Origin of the sequence: Streptomyces sp. NRRL F-5755 (genome assembly GCF_001279365.1) — a bacterium.
GTDB lineage: Bacteria > Actinomycetota > Actinomycetes > Streptomycetales > Streptomycetaceae > Streptomyces > Streptomyces rimosus.
The window spans coordinates 42,356-60,705 of sequence record NZ_LGCW01000288.1 but is presented as its reverse complement, the minus strand read 5'-3'; the positions used below and the strand labels follow the sequence as shown (position 1 = coordinate 60,705).

The window sequence follows — 18,350 nt, the reverse complement described above, 5'->3', positions numbered from 1 at the left end:
GAAAGTTCCCGCCGGGGTGAAAAGCACGTAACCCGCACGCGACGGCCGGGTGTCGCGGAGGCCGGCCGGGCCACGCCGGTGAGGCCCCCGCGTTGTCCCTCCGACCTCCGGGAAGGCAGGATTACGGACATGACGCACGCGATGCTGAAAGGGTCGAACGTACCCCTCGACACCACGGCGGTACGGGCCGTAGTGCGCTGGACGCCCGGCGCCGGGGTGCCCGATGTCGATGCCTCGGCCCTGCTCCTCGCCGCCGACGGCCGCGTGCGTTCCGATGCGGACTTCGTCTTCTACAACCAGCCCCGCCACCCCAGCGGCCTGGTGCGGCACCTGCCGAAGACGCGGCTGACCGACGGGCTGGCGGACACGATCGAGGCGGATCTGTCCGCCCTCGAAGCGTCGGTGGACCGTGTCATGCTCACCGCGTCGGCGGACGGCGGAACTTTTGCCCATGTGCGGGACCTGCGCGTACTGCTCTACGACGCCTCGTCCGGGGAGGACGAGCCGATCGCGGTGTTCGACGTGGTGCCGGAGACGGGCAAGGAGACGGCGCTGATCTGCGGCGAGCTGTACCGGCGCGATGATCGGTGGAAGTTCCGGGCGCTGGGGCAGGGGTACGAGCAGGGGCTGAACGGTCTGGCCACCGAGTTCGGGATCTCGGTGGAGGAGGACGACGACGCCGCGGCCGCCGATACCGGCACGGCCGCTTCCAGGCCGTCCGCCCCGAGTCCGGCCACGACGCCCACAGGCGCAACGCCCACGGGCGCCTCCGGCACTTCCGCAGGTACGCCCGCACTCACGCCCGCCACCACGCCCGGCGACGCCGCAGCGACCAGCAGCGCAACCCCCACCGGCAGCGCAGCACCGGCCGGCAGCACAGCACCCACCGCCACCAGCACTGCAGCAGCGGCAAGCACCCCCCGCGAAGCAGATGCCCCCTCGGCCGCCCCGCACCCCGAGGCCGCCACCCAGCACCTCCCCGACCCGGACCCATCGCAGGCCCCGACATCGCCTCCGACCCCGGCATCGCCTCCAGCCCCGACCCCCTCCACACCGCCCTCCCAGGCAGAGCCGGACTCCTTCCCCCTGTCGCCTCCCGCCGCCCCGCCCGCGAGCACTCCGCCGTCCACGGCACCGCCCGCAGGGGCACCGGCTGCTGCATTCCCACCCCAGCAGCAACCCGCCGGTGGCGGCTACGGCTACCCGCCCAACGCGCCGCAGTTCCCGCCACCCCCGGCACAGCCGCCTGCCCAGCCCGCGTACGGGTATCCCGGCCCGATGCCGCAGCAGCCGCAGTCGCAGCCCGCCTACGGCTATCCGCAGCCTCCGCAGCAGCCTCAACACCAGCCGTATCCGACGGGACCGGCGGCCCCGGCCGTCCCGGCCCCTCCGGCCTACGGCTATCCACAGCAGCCCCCGGGCCCCGGTCCGGACCCGAACTTCGTCCTGCCGCCGCAGGGACCGCAGTTCCAGCACCGCTGACCGGCGACCGGCAGCCCGCCGCCTCAGGAGAGCGCACCTACGGTCGGCGGGCAGCACGGCACCCTACGAGCGAAAACCACACAAGCATCAGCCCGCACGAGCACGGCCACGGCCACGAGCATGCGCGCAAGCCCCGGCCCACACGCGGACACCAAACCGCACGCCCCCGCCGTGACGTTTCCCCCGCGCCTCGCCACCCCGTCTCTCACACCTTCGACTTGTACCCCCGCCCCCACTGGAGACCCCAGCCGTACAGCCGGTCCAGTTCGGACTGGAAGCCGTAGACGTATTTGACCTCGCGGCGGACGGTCAGGTCGCCCTTGTTGTTCTCCAGCATGAAGATGGCGCAGGAGCGGGCCTGGGGCGCCCGTTCGTCGAGGCTGATCTCCACCCGGGGGCCGCTGCTCGGGTAGAGCGTCACGACGGCGTGGGTCCGGTCGAAGGCCGGGGTGCCGTCGTAGATGTAGACGAAGATCAGCAGGCGCTTGATCTCGTCGCGGTGGTCGAGGTTGATGTAGAGCGTCTCACCGGAGGGTGAGCCGAACCGGTCGTCGCCGCTGAGCTTCACATACGGCGCGGCGTTGATGTCACCGAGGAAATTTCCCAGCGGCTGCACCACGCCCTTGGTGCCGTCCTTGAGCTCGTACAGGCAGGCCAGGTCCAGGTCGATCTTGACGACCGCCGGCCCCTGCGCCTGCACCACCTCCGGCTTGAACAGTTTGCCGGGATTGCGCAGCAGGCTGCCGCCGCGCTGTGAGCCGCGCATGCCGATGTCGCTCGTGCGCATCTGCCACGAGAGATTGACCCGCAGGTGCCCGGAGGCCGCGCCCTGCTTGGTCAGCGAGACCACCGGGTTGCGCTTGGTCAACTCGACCACGTACGACGCGCCACCGGCTTCGAACTTCGGCGCCCCGCCCCGCCGCCAATTGTCGAAGAACGACACCTTGCCCCACCCCATCGATCCGACTCGAAGGCCGCCCGCCCCGATGGCCCACGGCCCGACTTGCTGCCTGCTGCCGCCGTACCCGGCCGCCCCATGGCCCGGTACGGCCGCGGGGCGGCCATGGAGTGAGCACTCCATGGCCGCCCCGCAGAGAGCGTTCCTCAATCAGCCCCTCGTCACACTCCGGAGGTGACTTCCGGCTCTGCCCGGGAGTCCGCCCCGGGCTTGCCTTCCAGCCGGTTCTTGCGCACGGACGACCAGAACGACAGCACGATCAGGCCGACTCCGACCAGGCCGGTGACAACCTCGGGGATCTCGTACTTGATCGAGGCGAGCAGGATGACCGCCAGCGCGCCGATGGCGTAGTGCGCGCCGTGCTCCAGGTAGACGTAGTCGTCCAGGGTTCCCTTGCGGACCAGGAAGACCGTCAGCGAACGGATGTACATCGCGCCGATGCCCAGACCCAGCGCCATCTCGAAGATGTCGTTGGTGACGGCGAAGGCGCCGATGACGCCGTCGAAGGAGAACGACGCGTCGATGACCTCCAGGTAGAGGAACATGAAGAACGCGGCCTTGCCGGCCAGTCCCACGCCCGAGACCGAGCTCTTCGAGGCCGCGCCGTTCGAGCCGGCGCCCCCGGATACCACGGCCGCCTTCGCCGCCGGGGCGTCGTCGTCCTCGTCGTCCTCGGCCTCCTCCAGCTTGTCCTCGAAGTAGCCGGAGATGCCGCCCACGACCAGATACGTGAGCAGGCCGGCGACGCCGGAGAGCAGCACCGTCGCGCTCTTGTCACCGCCGCCGTGCGCGACGTCGGTGGCCACCGTCATGGCCGTGACCAGCAGGACGACCAGCGCGATGATGACGGACAGCATGTCCAGCTTGCCCATTTTGGCGAGCGGCCGCTCCAGCCAGCCCAGCCACTTGTGCTCGCGCTCCTCGAAGATGAAGTCGAGGAAGATCATCAGCAGGAACATGCCGCCGAAGGCCGCGATGGCCGGGTGGGCCGCCGTGACCAGGTGTTCGTACTGCGGCTTGTCGTTGATCGCCAGGTTGACGGCCTCGATCGGCCCCATCTTCGCGGTGATCGCGACGATGACCACCGGGAAGACCAGACGCATGCCGAAGACGGCGATCAGAATGCCGACGGTCAGGAAGATCTTCTGCCAGAAGGCGTTCATCTTGCGCAGAATGCCGGCGTTGATGACCGCGTTGTCGAACGAGAGCGAGATCTCCAGGATCGACAGGATGCCGACGATCGCGAGCCCCTGCCACCCCCAGAGGACGCCGGCCAAGGCCAGGCCCGCCGCCGTGATGGCGAACGACCAGCCAAAGGTTCTCAGGAGCACTGCCTAACCCATTCCCTCGCTGTGTGGGGTCCCCCGCGCTGGGCGCGCGGCGCCTTTACGAAACGTTGACCCCGAAGTCTAGAGCGATGCCTCGCAACCCCGACGCGTACCCCTGGCCCACCGCGCGGAACTTCCATTCACCGCTGTACCGGTAGACCTCACCGAAGATCATTGCCGTTTCGCTGGAAGCGTCCTCGCTGAGGTCGTAACGCGCCAGCTCACTGCCGTCGGCCTGATTGACGACCCGGATGAAAGCGTTGCTGACCTGGCCGAAGCTCTGGCCGCGCAGATCCGCCTCGTGGATCGAGACCGGAAATACGATCTTGTCGACCTCGGCGGGAACCTTGCTCAGGTCGACGAGAATCGACTCGTCGTCCCCCTCGCCCTCACCCGTGAGGTTGTCGCCGGTGTGTTCGACCGAGCCGTCCGGGCTCTTGAGATTGTTGTAGAAGACGAAGTACTCGTCCCCGAGCACCCGCCCCGACCTGCACAGCAGCGCGCTGGCGTCCAGATCGAACGGCGCTCCCGTGGTCGAGCGCGCGTCCCAGCCCAGGCCGACCATGACCTGCGTGAGATTCGGCGCGGCCTTGGAGAGGGAGACGTTGCCTCCCTTTGCGAGCGTGACGCCCATGGTGTTCGCATCCTCCCCGGTGACGGTGGTGCCGCGGTGGTCCACGGCTTTCTACGGGTTCGTACACCGCCCGTACGACAGGACACGGCCCTGGATACGGCACCTTGACGGCGCGCGCGTGGACCGTGCGCGGTGCGCGCACGCCGCTCTCCGGGGTCCGCGTCCCGTACGGGGGCGTACGGGCTTCAAGCACGCCCGGCGCCGTACGCCCCGGGACAGGGGTGTACGGCGCCGGGCGCGGAAGGTGACTCCGGTCAGACGTTGACGCCGAAGTCCTGCGCGATGCCGCGCAGGCCCGAGGCGTAGCCCTGACCGATGGCACGGAACTTCCACTCCGCGCCGTTGCGGTACAGCTCGCCGAAGACCATGGCGGTCTCGGTCGAGGCGTCCTCGCTCAGGTCGTAGCGCGCGAGCTCGTTGCCGTCGGCCTGGTTCACGACGCGGATGAAGGCGTTGCGGACCTGGCCGAAGCTCTGCTGGCGGTTCTCGGCGTCGTAGATCGACACCGGGAACACGATCTTGGCGACGTCGGCCGGCACCGCGGCCAGGTTCACCTTGATCTGCTCGTCGTCGCCCTCGCCCTCACCGGTGATGTTGTCGCCGGTGTGCTCGACCGAGCCGTCCGGGCTCTTCAGGTTGTTGAAGAACACGAAGTTCTGGTCGTTGGCGACCTTGCCCTGGTCGTTGGTCAGCAGGGCGCTGGCGTCCAGGTCGAAGTCCGTACCGGTGGTGGTACGGGCGTCCCAGCCCAGACCGACGACGACCGCGGTCAGATTGGGGGCTTCCTTCGTCAGCGAGACGTTGCCGCCCTTGCTGAGGCTGACTCCCACGAGTCCTCCTTGGGTTCGAGGGGTACGAAATGCTTTGCGCCCCCATCGTGCATGGCATCGGATCAACGATTTGATCCTAGTGACCGGTTCCCACCGATTACAGGTTCCGGTCCGGACACCGCTTCGATGTCGCGGCCCGGGCCGTCCGGCCGGCCCGGCGCGCGCCCCGGTCAGAGGGTGTCGAGCGCCTTGAGGTAGTCGTTGAGGTCACGGGCGTCGGGCAGGCCGTTGACGACCGTCCAGCGCACCACGCCCTCCTTGTCGATGATGAAGGTCCCGCGCACCGCGCAGCCCTTTTCCTCGTCGAAGACGCCGTACGCCCGCGACGCCTCGCCGTGCGGCCAGAAGTCCGACAGCAGCGGGTACTCCAGGCCCTCCTGCTCGGCGAAGACGCGCAGCGAGAAGGGCGAGTCGTTGGAGACGGCCAGCAGCTGCACGTCGTCGTTGACGAACTTCGGCAGCTCGTCGCGCAGGGCGCACAGCTCGCCGGTGCACACGCCGGTGAAGGCGAAGGGGTAGAAGAGGAGGACGACGGCCTTCTCGCCGCGGAAGTCGGAGAGCTTGACCAGCTCGCCGTGCTGGTTCTTCAGCTCGAAATCCGGAGCCTTCGTGCCGACCTCGATCGCCATGGGGACCGTTCCCTTCGCAGACGCCGTGAGCGGGCGCGCCGCCGTGCCCGGACGCCGTTCCCGGCGTACGTACGGGCACCGCCGCCGACGGCCGCTCCGGCGGATTCCAACAGGTTGCGGCCAACCCTACGCGCCGGCGTGCACACACCGAGCCCCCCACCGGATCACCCGGCGGAGGGCTGGGTACGGATCGTGGGGGCGCGGCTCAGCGCTTGCCGGACTTGGCGCCCTTGGGGGTGACCAGGCGGCTGCCGCTCCAGTCCTTGCCCGCGTTGATGCTCCGGGTCTGGCTCAGGCCCGCGGTCTGCGCGGCTTCATTGATGTCGCTCGGCTCGACGTACCCGTCACGGCCGGTCTTGGGCGTCATCAGCCAGATCTCGCCGCCCTCGTCGATCAGACCGATGGCATCCACCAGCGCGTCCGTGAGGTCGCCGTCGTCATCGCGGAACCACAGCACCACGACGTCGGCGACGTCGTCGTAGTCCTCGTCAACGATCTCCTGGCCGATCACGGCCTCAATGGCTTCGCGGAGCTCCTGCTCGACGTCGTCGTCGTAGCCGATCTCCTGGACCACCTGTCCGGGCTCGAACCCCAGCTTGATGGCCGGGTTGGTCCGCTCCTCCGCGTGGTCCGCGGTCGCGCTCACGGATTGCCTCCTGTCATGTTTCGGTAAATGGCTTGCACCCACGCACGCGCGGGGCATTGGGCGTAGTCCACACGGGCCGGGCGGATCGCGCAAGTACCCGGCGGCCGAGACCGTCGAAACGGTGACGTTTACCGCCGTCTCGCCGCAACTGCGACCCCGCGCGCACGGCGGGAAGTGATTCACCCCACACCGTTTCGTGGTCTTTATGTAGTTTTGAGAGGGGACTGCGCCCTTTGGGGGTCGCCACCCCGCACCCGTACCCCTCTTCGGGGTTCGCACGACCGTACGGCAGCCGGTTTCGGCGTGGGCGTATGGTTGCGATTTGGCCGACCTGAAAAACCGGCCTTTCAGCGCCCGTCTCTTAGGGAGTGGTTACCCACCGGTAGAGATGACGTATCCCGGCGAGCCGGTACACGATGGAAGACGGCGCGACACCAAGCAGAGCAATACCGAACAGCGAAGGAACAGCGTGGCTTCCGGATCCGATCGCAACCCGATCATCATTGGCGGCCTTCCCAGCCAGGTCCCGGACTTCGATCCCGAAGAGACCCAGGAATGGCTCGACTCGCTCGACGCAGCCGTCGATGAGCGAGGCCGGGAACGTGCCCGCTACCTCATGCTCCGCCTGATCGAGCGTGCCCGCGAGAAGCGCGTGGCCGTGCCCGAGATGCGCAGCACGGATTACGTCAACACCATCGCGACCAAGGACGAGCCGTTCTTCCCCGGCAACGAGGAGATCGAGCGCAAGGTCCTGAACGCCACCCGGTGGAACGCCGCGGTCATGGTCTCGCGGGCGCAGCGCCCCGGTATCGGCGTCGGCGGCCACATCGCCACCTTCGCGTCCTCCGCCTCCCTCTACGACGTGGGCTTCAACCACTTCTTCCGGGGCAAGGACGACGGCAAGGGCGGCGACCAGATCTTCTTCCAGGGCCACGCCTCGCCCGGCGTGTACGCCCGCGCCTACCTGCTGGACCGCCTCACCGAGACGCAGCTGGACGCCTTCCGCCAGGAGAAGTCCAAGTTCCCCAACGGCCTGTCCAGCTACCCGCACCCGCGGCTGATGCCGGACTTCTGGGAGTTCCCGACCGTCTCGATGGGCCTCGGCCCGCTCGGCGCGATCTACCAGGCCCGGATGAACCGCTACATGGAGGCGCGCGGCATCGCCGACACCTCCGACTCGCACGTGTGGGCCTACCTGGGCGACGGCGAGATGGACGAGCCGGAGTCGCTCGGCCAGCTGTCCATCGCCGCGCGCGAGGGCCTGGACAACCTGACCTTCGTGGTCAACTGCAACCTGCAGCGCCTGGACGGCCCGGTCCGCGGCAACGGCAAGATCATGCAGGAGCTGGAGTCGCAGTTCCGCGGCGCCGGCTGGAATGTGATCAAGCTGGTGTGGGACCGCAGCTGGGACCCGCTGCTGGCCCAGGACCGCGACGGCATCCTGGTCAACAAGCTGAACACGACCCCGGACGGCCAGTTCCAGACGTACGCGACGGAGACCGGCGCGTACATCCGCGAGCACTTCTTCGGCGACGACCACCGCCTGCGCGCGATGGTCGAGAACATGACCGACCACCAGATCCAGCACCTGGGCCGCGGCGGTCACGACCACAAGAAGATCTACGCGGCGTACGCGGCGGCCAAGGCCCACAAGGGCCAGCCGACGGTGATCCTCGCGCAGACCGTCAAGGGCTGGACGCTCGGCCCGAACTTCGAGGGCCGCAACGCGACCCACCAGATGAAGAAGCTGACGGTCGAGGACCTCAAGGGCTTCCGCGACCGGCTGCACCTGCCGATCCCGGACAAGGACCTGGAGGACGGCCTGCCGCCGTACTACCACCCGGGCCGCGACTCCGAAGAGATCCAGTACATGCACGACCGCCGCAAGTCGCTGGGCGGCTATGTGCCGACCCGCGTCGTGCGGGCCAAGCCGCTGCCGCTGCCGGACGAGAAGGCGTACGCGGGCGCGAAGAAGGGTTCCGGTCAGCAGAAGATCGCCACGACCATGGCGTTCGTGCGGGTCCTGAAGGACCTCATGCGGGACAAGGAGATCGGCAAGCGCTTCGTGCCGATCGCGCCCGACGAGTACCGCACCTTCGGCATGGACGCGTTCTTCCCGTCCGCGAAGATCTACAACCCGCTGGGCCAGATCTACGAGTCGGTCGACCGCGAACTGCTGCTGGCCTACAAGGAGTCGCCGACCGGCCAGATGCTGCACGACGGCATCACCGAGGCCGGCTGCACCGCCTCGCTGATCGCGGCGGGCTCCGCCTACGCCACGCACGGCGAGCCGCTGATCCCGGTCTACGTCTTCTACTCGATGTTCGGGTTCCAGCGGACCGGTGACCAGTTCTGGCAGATGGCCGACCAGCTCGCGCGCGGCTTCGTGCTGGGTGCGACCGCCGGCCGTACGACCCTGACCGGTGAGGGCCTCCAGCACGCGGACGGCCACTCCCAGCTGCTCGCCTCGACCAACCCGGCGTGTGTCGCCTACGACCCGGCGTACGGGTACGAGATCGCGCACATCGTCAAGGACGGTCTGCGCCGGATGTACGGCGAGAACAGCGAGGACGTCTTCTACTACCTCACCGTCTACAACGAGCCGATCCAGCACCCGGCCGAGCCGGCGGACGTGGACGCCGAGGGCATCATCAAGGGCCTGTACCGCTTCAAGCAGGGCGAGAAGGGCGAACACGCGGCCCAGATCCTCGCCTCCGGCGTGGCGGTGCCGTGGGCGCTGGAGGCCCAGCAGATCCTGGCCGACGAGTGGAACGTCAAGGCGGACGTCTGGTCGGCGACCTCCTGGAACGAGCTGCGCCGCGACGCGGTGGAGGCCGAGGAGCACAACCTGCTCCACCCGGAGGAGGAGCAGCGCGTCCCGTACGTGACGCAGAAGCTGGCCGACGCCGAGGGCCCGAAGGTGGCCGTTTCCGACTGGATGCGGGCGGTTCCGGACCAGATCGCGCGCTGGGTGCCGGGCACCTACCAGTCCCTGGGCGCCGACGGCTTCGGCTTCGCGGACACGCGTGGCGCGGCCCGCCGCTTCTTCCACATCGACGCGCAGTCGATCGTGCTCGGCGTGCTCACCGAGCTGGCCAAGGAGGGCAAGGTCGACCGTTCGCTGCTGAAGCAGGCGATCGACCGCTACCAGTTGCTGGACGTCGCCGCCGCCGAGGCCGGCGAGGCGGGCGGCGACGCGTAGGCGTCCCGCTACCGTCAGCGGCTCGTAGAGCCACAGCGCGGCGCCCCCGGCCGGAACTCTCCGGCCGGGGGCGCCGCGCTCTGCTGTTCCGGTGGTCCCGTCCGCCGCCGGATGCCCGGTGACGGACAGGTGATCGCCTACGGCTGCCGCGGGGCCCGGTCAGACCGGGAAGCCCGCGGCGACGCCGGCGATCCGGATGATCGCCAGCACCGTGTCGATCGCACCGAGGACCACAGCCACCAGTGCCGGGAGCGCCTGGCTTCCGGCACTCCACCGGCGGCCCATCGCGAGCCACCCGAGGAGCACGGCCACCGGTCCCAGGACGATGCTGAGGATGAAGAATCCGGCGACCGCGCAGATGAGTCCGATCACGCCCAGCGTCGCGCGGTCCGGCCCGCTCCGAGGTCCCGTCCGGCCCCGTGAGCGGGGGGTCTTGCGCGAGTGGGTACGCCATCGCGTACGGCTGTGCTGTCCGAGGCCCGCCATCATCCCTCCCGAGGGTCGTGTGGTCCGGGCTCGCCACCCGGGTACCCCGCGTCGCCGCCTCCACTCCCCCGCTCAGCGCTCCCAGATTTTGAACGCCCGCACCTGGTAGGGGGATTCGGGCACCCAGCTGCCGCCGCCCGGGTAGGTGTCGAACTCCCCGGTCTCCTGGCACTCGGCGCTCTGGTACGTGGTCACCGGCCGCCCGGTGCGGTTGGCGAAGGAGGCGGCGCGGGCCCCGGCGGGCAGCGTGACGCAGCTTTCGATGTCGGTGTCGGCCAGTTCGTGGACCTGCCGCTCGCCGCTGAAGCCGCGGCCCGGCCAGAGGCAGAACTGACCGGTGGCGCAGTCCCCGGCGGCCGGGCCGGTGTGCGCCCGCGGCCGCGGCTGCGGCGTGCCGTGCGCGGGCGGGACGCCGAGGTGGGCGGCGGCCAGTGCGGCGGCTCCCGCGATCAGGAGGCCGGTGTGGACCGTACGCATGTGGATCACTCCCCCGTGGAGTACGAAGTGGGCTGCCGCGGCGGGCGGTTGGCCGCCGCGGGGTCGGTGATCCGAGCTTGGCGGGGTGCGGGGGCGGGCGCCAGGCCCGCACGGATCGGTCCACCCGGACAGGCGATGCGCTGCCGCCGGGCGTTCAACGGGGCCCGCACGGACGCCGGTTGACGCGGTTCACGGGCGTACGGCCCGGTCAGCGTACGCGCGGGTGCGGAGAACCGCGCGTCAACGCGACCCGGTCGTCCGGCGGACGGTCAGATGTGTCCGACGCCCGCGCCCGCCTCCGCGTTCGCGCCGCGCTTGGTGAAGAGCGCGACGACGGCCGCGACGACCGACACGGCGCAGGCGACGGTGAAGGCCAGGCCCATGCCCGAGACGAACGTGTCGTGCACCGCGGTGCCGATCCGGTCGACGATCTGCGGCGTCATGCCCGGGGCCTGGGCCACCTGCGGCGGCACCGCGCCGACCTCGGCGGCGGCCTTCAGGGCCGGGTCCGGAGCGCCCGGCAGGCCCGCCTTGGTCCAGTTGCCCGCGAAGTCCGAGCTGACCTTGCTGGACATCACGGCGCCGAGCACGGCCGTACCGAGGCTGCCGCCGACCTGCATGGCGGCCTGCTGGAGGCCGCCCGCCACGCCGGAGAGCTCCAGCGGCGCGTTGCCGACGATGACCTCGGTGGCGCCGACCATGACCGGCGCGAGGCCCAGGCCGAGCAGCGCGAACCACAGGGACATGGTCGGCGTGCCGGTGCCGGTGGTCAGCGTCGTCATGCCGAACATGGCGACGGCGGTGCAGACCATGCCGCCGACGAGCGGGATACGGGGGCCGAACTTGGTGATCAGCGCGCCCGCCGCGGGCGAACCGACGATCATCATCGCGGTGAGCGGCAGCAGGTGCAGGCCGCTGTCGACCGGGCTCAGACCGTGCACGTTCTGCAGGTAGAAGGTGACGAAGAAGAGGCCGCCCATGAAGCCGAAGGCCATCAGCACCATCAGGACCGTACCGGCCGTCAGCGGCACGGAACGGAACATCCGCAGCGGGATCAGCGGCTCGCGGACCTTGGTCTCCAGGATCGCGAAGGCGGCGAAGACGACGACGCACCGGCCTTGATCAGGGCCCAGATGAGGCAGAACATGCCACCCGAGAGCAGCACGATGCCGGGGATGTCGAAGGAGCGCGGGGCGTTCTGGGCGCGGTGGTCCTTGAGGATGACCAGGCCCAGGACCAGGGCGAGCACACCGACCGGCACGTTGATGAAGAACACCGACTGCCAGCTGACGTGCTCGACGAGCAGGCCGCCGACGATCGGGCCGCCGGCGGTGGAGGCGCCGATGACCATGCCCCAGATGCCGATGGCCATGTTGAGCTTCTCGGCCGGGAAGGAGGCGCGCAGCAGTCCGAGGGCGGCGGGCATCAGGAGCGCGCCGAAGATGCCCTGGAGCACGCGGAAGGTGATGACCAGCGAGACCTCGCCGGACAGACCGATCGCTCCGGAGGCGAGCGCGAAGCCCACCACGCCTATGAGGAACGTCTGCCGGTGGCCGAAGCGGTCACCGAGCTTGCCGGCGGTGATCAGCGAGACGGCGAGGGCCAGCAGATAGCCGTTGGTGATCCACTGGACGTCGGCGAGGGACGCCTTCAGGTCCGCCTGGATGGCCGGGTTGGCGATGGCGACGATGGTCCCGTCGAGGGCCACCATCATCACGCCGATCGCGACGGAGAACAGGGTCAGCCACGGATGGCCCCGGAGTCCCTTGCGAGGCTCCGGTACGGGAAGGTCCGGTGCTGCTTGGGCAACCGGGGTCTGAGAGCTCATTCTCCGAGGCTAATGTCAGCCACTGACAGTTGACAAAGCAATTCATGAGTCGGTAACTGTCATCTAGCTCACAGGTATTCTGAGCAGCGGCAACAACGAGAAAGGCGGCGCAGGATGACTCCCTCCACGCCGCAGGTGACACGACCTGAAACCGCCTGGTCACCCGGTCCGGGCGACGGGGACGCGACTTCTTCCGCGGGCGCCGGCCCGGCCTCCGGGCGTCCGGCGCGGCCCGCCCCCGCCCCTTCCGGCGGCCTGCGCGAGCGCAAGAAGCAGCGCACCCGCGACGCGCTGATCCGCTCCGCCCTCGAACTGTTCACGGCGCACGGCTACGAAGAGACGACGATCGACGAGATCGCCGAGGCCGTCGACGTCTCGCAGCGCACGTTCTTCCGCTACTTCGCGAGCAAGGAGGAGGTCGTCTTCGCCGTCCACGAGATGGTGGAGGCGCGCTTCGCCGAGGAACTGGAGCGGCGGCCGGAGGGCGAGGCGCCTTTGGAGGCGCTGCACAACGCCGTGATGTCCTCGTGGGACGACATCGGCGGCGCGATCCAGTCGGTGATTCCGCTGGAACTGCACATGCGCACCTACCAGATGATCGAGTCGACGCCCGCGCTGGTCTCCGCGCACTGGCGCCGCTACGCGATCCTGGAGGAGCAGATCGCCCGCCTCATCGCCCGGCGCGAGGGCGTGGACGTGATGACGGACCCGCGCCCGCGGGTCGTCGTGGCGGCGTTCAGCGGGGTGATGCGGATCGCCGGGAAGGTGTGGGGCGAGGGCGAGGACGTGAGCGTGGAGTCGATCCGCGAGATCACGGAGGAGTACCTCGCGCAGATCGTTCCGGCCGTGAGCGGTGAGTGGCGGGGCCGGTAGGCGGCGAGCGGCACGGCCGGTGAGCCGACGGCCGCGGCGGTCCGCCCGTGCCCCCGGCCGCCGCGCACCCAGTCGCAGCACCCCCGAACACCGCACCCCAGCCCGCCCCACCCGACTACCTACCTGAGAATGTTTCTGCACGTCTGAGCGCCGACCCACCTCGCGGCGTGTCCGTTGTGGCGCCAAATGCGCAGGTCGAAACGTGATATCCCTCACGGGCTGAGCGGGCGCCCCGCCCCGTCTCCTAGGGTGGCCCGCGGTGACTTCTTCGTTCTCGGGGCTCGGCGCTCCCTCCTTCGGTTTCCTGCAGTCCACCGCCTGGCGTGCGGCACTCGCCCTGGTGGTGGTGTTCGTCATGCTCGCGATGACCGGCTGGACGGCCGTCAGAGGCACCAAGGACGACGCCAATCCGCTGGCCACCGCGCGGGCCGCCTGGGACCACGCCTCCTTCCGGGGGCACCGGCTGCCGGACACCGGCTCGGCGCCCGGCACGCTCGCGGCCTTCTTCCGGTCGCTCGGCCGCGCCGACCGGGCCGCGCTCGCCGACCGCTTCCCGCTGGTGGTCGGCAACATGGGCGGCGCCCCTGTGGACCTGCGCTACCGGGCCAACAAGAAGGCGTTGCGGCAGGCCGGCGACGCGGCGCGCAAACGGATGCACGACCAGCGGCTGACGCCGGTGGGCCGCCAGGACGCGGGCCGCCTGATGCACCGCTTCGAGTCCATGGGCACCGCGGGGCGGCAGATCCTCGCCTTCGACCCGGCCGGCGGCGGCCGGGCCGCCGAGGTCTTCGGCGACCTGGGGCATGCCCACCGCGTCTCCGTGGTGGTGCCTGGCGTGGACACCAACCTGGCCACCTTCGAGCGCACGGCGCGCGCCACGAGCGCGCCCGCCGGCATGGCCAAGTCGCTCTACGACGCGCAGCGCGCCGCCCGCGCCGACGCCCGTACGGCGGTGATCGCCTGGGCCGACTACACCGCGCCCGCCGGGCTCGGGGTCGACGCCGCCACCGGGCAGCTCGCCGCGCAGGGCGCGCTGCGGCTGAACGCGCTGGTCCGGGCGCTGCCGAAGAGCGCGTCCGTATCGCTGATGTGCCACAGCTACGGCTCCGTGGTGTGCGGCGTCGCGGCCAACCGGCTGCCGTCCTCCGTGACCGACATCGCGGTGGCGGGCAGCCCCGGCATGCGGTCGGAGACCGTCACCGGGCTCGGTACGCACGCCCGGGTCTGGGCCATGCGGGACGCCGACGACTGGATCCAGGACGTGCCGTACATGGAGGTCGGCGGGCTCGGCCACGGCGCCGACCCGGTCACCCCGGCCTTCGGCTCGCGGGTGCTGTCGGCCCGCGGCGCCGAGGGACACGCCGGGTACTTCGAGCCCGGCACACAGAGCCTGCGCAACTTCGCGATGATCGGGGTGGGCTCGGTCGCCTCGGTGGACTGCGCCCCGCAGGACCGGGACTGCTCGGCCGATCTTGCCTGAGCCGCGGCGCCCGGAGGCGGGCTCCGGGAAGGGAACGCCCTGGCCGGAAGGCAGGTGCGTGGCGGGCCGGGAGCACCGGCCGCGCGCGGGCCGCTCCCCGGCCGGGCCGCCGGACCGGATTCCGGTGCCGGATACCGGAGTCACGGGTCGCGCGCTCCGGACGCACCGGGCTCGCGGGCGGCATGGGGCAAAAGCGGCTTGACGCGCGTAGCGCATGAGGTCCGGAAGGGGGACGGGCGGGCGACCGCCGCTTACGATGAGCCGCATGGGTGATGTGCTGGCCGGTTTTCACGCCGTCTGGGAGTTCGACACGGACTCCGTGCTCATCCGCTTCGAACGGGGGATCCGCAGGCCGAAGCTCTTCCAGGCGCTCGGCGAGCGGCGCGTCCCGTACGAGGCGCTGAAGTCCGTCGAGCTGACGCCGGGCAGGCGCGGCACGGTCGTGCTGCGCGCGGTGCCCCGGCCGGGCGCCGACCCGCTGCTGGAGGCCGCGGCCGGCCAGCTCAAGGAGGATCTCGACCCCTACCGCCTGGTGCTGCCCGCCGAGCGCGAGGTCCTGGCCGAGTACTACCGGGACGAGCTGCGCGGTGCGCTCGGGCCCGACGCCGCGCGGCCCGCCGGGGAACACCTGGTGGCCGCGCCGGAACCGCCGCTGACCTTCAAGGCGTACGACGGCAAGGCGTCGTTCGACGGCAGCGCGGTCGCGTTCCGCTGGTTCTGGACGGGGGCCTCGTCGGCCAAGTGGAAGTGCGGCGACCAGAGCTTCCCGGTCGACGGGCTGGCCGGGGTGGAGTGGCGCTCGCCGGAGGGCGGCGCCGGGGTGCTGTCGGGCAACGGATATCTGCGGCTGGTGGAGAAGGGCGCGGAGGGCCGGCGGCCCGGCGAGGCGGACCAGGACCCGGCCTCGGTGGTGTTCGGGCTCGGGTACGGGCCGGTGCACGAGTCGCTGCCGTTCGCCGCCGCGGTGCTCCAGGCCGTACGGGCCGCCGGTCCCGACGGAGACGCGGGGCCGCGCCGGGCGGTGCGGCCCCGCGACGATACGCGGCGCGATCCGGCCGATATCGCGGACCGGATACGGCAGCTGGGCGAGCTGCACACGGCGGGGCTCCTGACGGACGCCGAGTTCACGTCGAAGAAGGCCGAGCTGCTGGCGGAGTTGTAGCCGGGGCGGAGGGCGGCGGAGCGCCACGGGGCAACGGCCGCCACGCGTCGCGCCCATGCCGAGGCAGCGCGTCGTGCCCGTACCGAGGTACGACGCCACCGCCCCCGTACCGCGGTATGACGGCAGCACCCACCCCGGTATGACGCCCCGGCGCCCGGACGCCGCTTACGCTGACCAGGCCATGAAGACCACACCACCGCGCCGCACGGACGGCCTCCGCCATCTCCGCCCCCGCCTCCGGCGGGCCGGGCGGCAGGCGTTGCGCACCCTCGCCGAAGATCTCGGGACGCCGACGGGGCCCGGTGTCCCGCTCTTCGGCCAGGTGCAGAACCGCTGGCTGCGCCTGCTGCCGTACGTGGTCGTCTTCGCCTTCATGGTCTCGCTGCTGCCCACGACCGTGAACGTGCTCATGAACGACTACGGGCTCAGCGGCGGCCCGGCCGGCACGCTGGCCATCGCCCAGACGGTGCCGCTGCTGCTGGCGGTGGCCCGGCCGCTCCAGGCGTGGTGGGTGATCTTCACGGCGGATGTCGCCGGCGGCATCGTGCTGGGATTCCTGCCGAGTACCGACGACCACGTCTGGCCCTGGCCCCCCACGGTGATCGTCGGCTATCTGGTCCTGATGCTGGCGCTCTCGCTGCGCGAGCGCCGCCGCACGCTGATGGCCGTCTGGGGCGCGACCGGCGCGGTGAGCGTCTTCTTCGAGATGGTCCGGCCGAACCACGGCGACGGCACCTGGGTGCTGATGTTCACCCTCTCCGGCGTCGTGCTGCTGGTGGGCGCCGCGCTCCGGGAGCGCGGGGCCGCGCAGCGCAAGCTGATCGAGCAGGAGAACATCAGCGAGGCCGAGCGCGCCATGCGCACGCTGCTGGAGGAGCGCACCCGTATCGCGCGCGAGCTGCACGATGTCGTGGCCCACCACATGTCGGTGATCACGGTCCAGGCGGACAGCGCGCCGTACCGCATCAGCGGCATACCGGAGGCCGCGCAGGAGGAGTTCAGCACGATCGCGGCCACCGCGCGGGAGTCGCTGGCCGAGATGCGGCGGCTGCTGGGCGTGCTGCGCAGCGAGGAGACGGAGCGGCACGGCGGCCCGGAGAAGGCACCGCAGCCCGGTCTCGCGCAGGTGGCGAAGCTGGTCGAGGGCACGGTGCGGGCCGGGGTGCCGGTCGAGCTGACGCTGCCCGACGGGCCGGTGGCCCTGGCGTCCGCGGTGGACCTGTCGGCGTACCGCATCGTGCAGGAGGCGCTGGCCAACGTCGTACGCCACGCACCGGGCGCGCACACCCGCGTGTCGGTCACGGTCGACGAAGAGGGCGGCCTGCTGACCGTCCTGGTCGTCAACAGCGCCCCGCCGCACCCCGCAAAGCCGCTGGAGACCTCCGGTACGGGCCACGGCCTGGTCGGCATGCGCGAGCGCGTACGCCTGGTGGACGGCACCCTGGACACCGGGCCCCTGCCCGACGGCGGCTTCCGTGTAGCCGCCCAACTCCCCATAACAGCAAAGGACCATAACCCCGCATGACCACTCGGGTGATCATCGTCGACGACCAGGCCATGGTGCGCGCCGGCTTCGCCGCGCTGCTCGCCGCGCAGAGCGACATCGACGTCGTCGGTGACGCGCCGGACGGCGCGCAGGGTGTCGAACTGAGCCGCCGTACGCACCCGGACGTGGTGCTGATGGACGTCCGGATGCCGGAGATGGACGGGCTGGAGGCGGCCCGGCAGCTGCTGGACCCGCCGCCGGGCGTGGTGCACCGGCCGAAGGTGCTGATGCTCACCACCTTCGACGTGGACGACTACGTATACGAGGCGCTGCGCGCCGGGGCGTCCGGATTTCTGCTCAAGGACGCGCCGCCGGCCGATCTGATCTCGGCGGTACGGGTGGTGGCGGCGGGCGAGGCGCTGCTCGCGCCGTCCGTGACGCGGCGGCTGATCGCCGACTTCGCCCGGCAGCGGCCCGCGCCCCGCAAGGACCGCACCGCGCTGCGGCTGAACGGGCTGACGCCGCGTGAGACGGAGGTGCTGGAGCTGATCGCCCGCGGTCTGTCGAACCAGGAGATCGCCGAGTCGCTGGTGCTCGCCGAGCAGACCGTGAAGACCCACATCGGCCGGGTGCTGGCCAAGCTGGAGCTGCGCGACCGCGCGCAGGCGGTGATCTTCGCCTACGAGTCGGGGCTGGTGTCGCCGGGGGCGAACTGAGGGCCGGGGCCCTTCCCCCGGCCCGGTCGGTGCGGCCGGGGTGGGGCTAACCCCCCGATGGGGGCTGGGGGTGGCCGGTCGTGCTGGAGGACGAGCGCGGCGCGGACCCCCTACCCCGGTATCAGCGGACAGT

General features: G+C 70.7%; 17 protein-coding genes. 7 read left to right on the top strand and 10 right to left on the bottom strand.

From position 1 onward, the window contains the following. Positions 1-129: 129 nt before the first annotated feature. Positions 130-1,482, top strand: coding sequence for a TerD family protein (locus ADK86_RS30000; RefSeq protein WP_053699430.1), 1,353 nt, complete (start codon positions 130-132; stop codon positions 1,480-1,482). Positions 1,483-1,687: 205 nt separating this feature from the next. Here the strand turns inward: ADK86_RS30000 and ADK86_RS29995 are convergent, their stop codons facing one another. The 6 genes from ADK86_RS29995 to ADK86_RS29970 all read right to left on the bottom strand — a co-directional run bounded on the left by ADK86_RS29995 (position 1,688) and on the right by ADK86_RS29970 (position 6,507). After that, a complete protein-coding gene (locus ADK86_RS29995; RefSeq protein WP_234346091.1) occupies positions 1,688-2,440 on the bottom strand; it encodes a TerD family protein in 753 nt (250 codons plus the stop codon). A 161-nt stretch (positions 2,441-2,601) separates the two neighbouring features. Next, a complete protein-coding gene (locus ADK86_RS29990; protein ID WP_053699429.1) occupies positions 2,602-3,771 on the bottom strand; it encodes a DUF475 domain-containing protein in 1,170 nt (389 codons plus the stop codon). A gap of 55 nt (positions 3,772-3,826) precedes the next feature. Continuing rightward, complete coding sequence (locus ADK86_RS29985) at positions 3,827-4,402, bottom strand: TerD family protein (protein WP_003979714.1); 576 nt, start codon at positions 4,400-4,402, stop codon at positions 3,827-3,829. A 254-nt stretch (positions 4,403-4,656) separates the two neighbouring features. Next, entirely contained in the window at positions 4,657-5,232 is a 576-nt protein-coding gene (locus tag ADK86_RS29980; protein WP_030597448.1) for a TerD family protein, read from the bottom strand. 170 nt (positions 5,233-5,402) lie between these two features. Continuing rightward, positions 5,403-5,861, bottom strand: a complete 459-nt coding sequence (locus ADK86_RS29975) for a peroxiredoxin (protein WP_003979716.1) — start codon at positions 5,859-5,861, stop codon at positions 5,403-5,405. Between the two features lie 205 nt (positions 5,862-6,066). Continuing rightward, on the bottom strand, positions 6,067-6,507 hold the full coding sequence (locus ADK86_RS29970; protein ID WP_003979717.1) for a DUF3052 domain-containing protein: 441 nt from the start codon (positions 6,505-6,507) through the stop codon (positions 6,067-6,069). Positions 6,508-6,976: 469 nt separating this feature from the next. Here ADK86_RS29970 and aceE point away from each other — a divergent pair, with 469 nt between their 5' ends. Further along, positions 6,977-9,709, top strand: a complete 2,733-nt coding sequence (aceE, locus tag ADK86_RS29965; protein ID WP_053699428.1) for a pyruvate dehydrogenase (acetyl-transferring), homodimeric type — start codon at positions 6,977-6,979, stop codon at positions 9,707-9,709. Positions 9,710-9,868: 159 nt separating this feature from the next. On the opposite strand, the gene ADK86_RS29960 is transcribed toward aceE, so the two are convergent. The 4 genes from ADK86_RS29960 to ADK86_RS45300 all read right to left on the bottom strand — a co-directional run bounded on the left by ADK86_RS29960 (position 9,869) and on the right by ADK86_RS45300 (position 12,500). Further along, positions 9,869-10,198, bottom strand: a complete 330-nt coding sequence (locus ADK86_RS29960; protein ID WP_053699427.1) for a hypothetical protein — start codon at positions 10,196-10,198, stop codon at positions 9,869-9,871. A gap of 69 nt (positions 10,199-10,267) precedes the next feature. Further along, entirely contained in the window at positions 10,268-10,672 is a 405-nt protein-coding gene (locus ADK86_RS29955) for a peptidase inhibitor family I36 protein (protein ID WP_030597457.1), read from the bottom strand. 269 nt (positions 10,673-10,941) lie between these two features. Next, positions 10,942-11,805: an MFS transporter gene (locus tag ADK86_RS45305; protein WP_267888820.1), complete on the bottom strand. Its 864-nt coding sequence runs from the start codon at positions 11,803-11,805 to the stop codon at positions 10,942-10,944. Beyond that, complete coding sequence (locus tag ADK86_RS45300) at positions 11,727-12,500, bottom strand: MFS transporter (RefSeq protein WP_267888818.1); 774 nt, start codon at positions 12,498-12,500, stop codon at positions 11,727-11,729. The genes ADK86_RS45305 and ADK86_RS45300 overlap by 79 nt, the downstream gene beginning before the upstream one ends. 114 nt (positions 12,501-12,614) lie before the next feature. Here ADK86_RS45300 and ADK86_RS29945 point away from each other — a divergent pair, with 114 nt between their 5' ends. The 5 genes from ADK86_RS29945 (at position 12,615) to ADK86_RS29925 (ending at position 18,217) form a co-directional block, all read left to right on the top strand. Beyond that, complete coding sequence (locus ADK86_RS29945; protein ID WP_234346090.1) at positions 12,615-13,373, top strand: TetR family transcriptional regulator; 759 nt, start codon at positions 12,615-12,617, stop codon at positions 13,371-13,373. Between the two features lie 259 nt (positions 13,374-13,632). Then, a complete protein-coding gene (locus ADK86_RS29940) occupies positions 13,633-14,853 on the top strand; it encodes an alpha/beta hydrolase (RefSeq protein ID WP_053699426.1) in 1,221 nt (406 codons plus the stop codon). Between the two features lie 265 nt (positions 14,854-15,118). Continuing rightward, the gene (locus tag ADK86_RS29935; RefSeq protein WP_053699425.1) at positions 15,119-16,015 is read left to right on the top strand and encodes a DUF4429 domain-containing protein; all 897 of its coding nucleotides are present in this window, start codon (positions 15,119-15,121) and stop codon (positions 16,013-16,015) included. Positions 16,016-16,196: 181 nt separating this feature from the next. Next, positions 16,197-17,540: a sensor histidine kinase gene (locus tag ADK86_RS29930; protein ID WP_234346089.1), complete on the top strand. Its 1,344-nt coding sequence runs from the start codon at positions 16,197-16,199 to the stop codon at positions 17,538-17,540. Then, complete coding sequence (locus ADK86_RS29925) at positions 17,537-18,217, top strand: response regulator (RefSeq protein ID WP_003979726.1); 681 nt, start codon at positions 17,537-17,539, stop codon at positions 18,215-18,217. Before ADK86_RS29930 ends, ADK86_RS29925 begins: the two co-directional genes overlap by 4 nt. Positions 18,218-18,350: the final 133 nt, after the last annotated feature.

Excerpts from the sequence above, each read along its gene's own strand:
- ADK86_RS45300 (WP_267888818.1), bottom strand. The coding sequence starts at position 12,500 with ATGAGCTCTCAGACCCCGGTTGCCCAAGCAGCACCGGACCTTCCCGTA.
- ADK86_RS29995 (WP_234346091.1), bottom strand. The coding sequence starts at position 2,440 with ATGGGGTGGGGCAAGGTGTCGTTCTTCGACAATTGGCGGCGGGGCGGG.
- ADK86_RS29985 (WP_003979714.1), bottom strand. The coding sequence starts at position 4,402 with ATGGGCGTCACGCTCGCAAAGGGAGGCAACGTCTCCCTCTCCAAGGCC.
- ADK86_RS29935 (WP_053699425.1), top strand. The coding sequence starts at position 15,119 with ATGGGTGATGTGCTGGCCGGTTTTCACGCCGTCTGGGAGTTCGACACG.
- ADK86_RS29925 (WP_003979726.1), top strand. The coding sequence starts at position 17,537 with ATGACCACTCGGGTGATCATCGTCGACGACCAGGCCATGGTGCGCGCC.
- ADK86_RS29945 (WP_234346090.1), top strand. The coding sequence starts at position 12,615 with ATGACTCCCTCCACGCCGCAGGTGACACGACCTGAAACCGCCTGGTCA.
- ADK86_RS29960 (WP_053699427.1), bottom strand. The coding sequence starts at position 10,198 with ATGATGGCGGGCCTCGGACAGCACAGCCGTACGCGATGGCGTACCCAC.
- ADK86_RS29930 (WP_234346089.1), top strand. The coding sequence starts at position 16,197 with ATGAAGACCACACCACCGCGCCGCACGGACGGCCTCCGCCATCTCCGC.
- ADK86_RS30000 (WP_053699430.1), top strand. The coding sequence starts at position 130 with ATGACGCACGCGATGCTGAAAGGGTCGAACGTACCCCTCGACACCACG.
- ADK86_RS29975 (WP_003979716.1), bottom strand. The coding sequence starts at position 5,861 with ATGGCGATCGAGGTCGGCACGAAGGCTCCGGATTTCGAGCTGAAGAAC.
- ADK86_RS29955 (WP_030597457.1), bottom strand. The coding sequence starts at position 10,672 with ATGCGTACGGTCCACACCGGCCTCCTGATCGCGGGAGCCGCCGCACTG.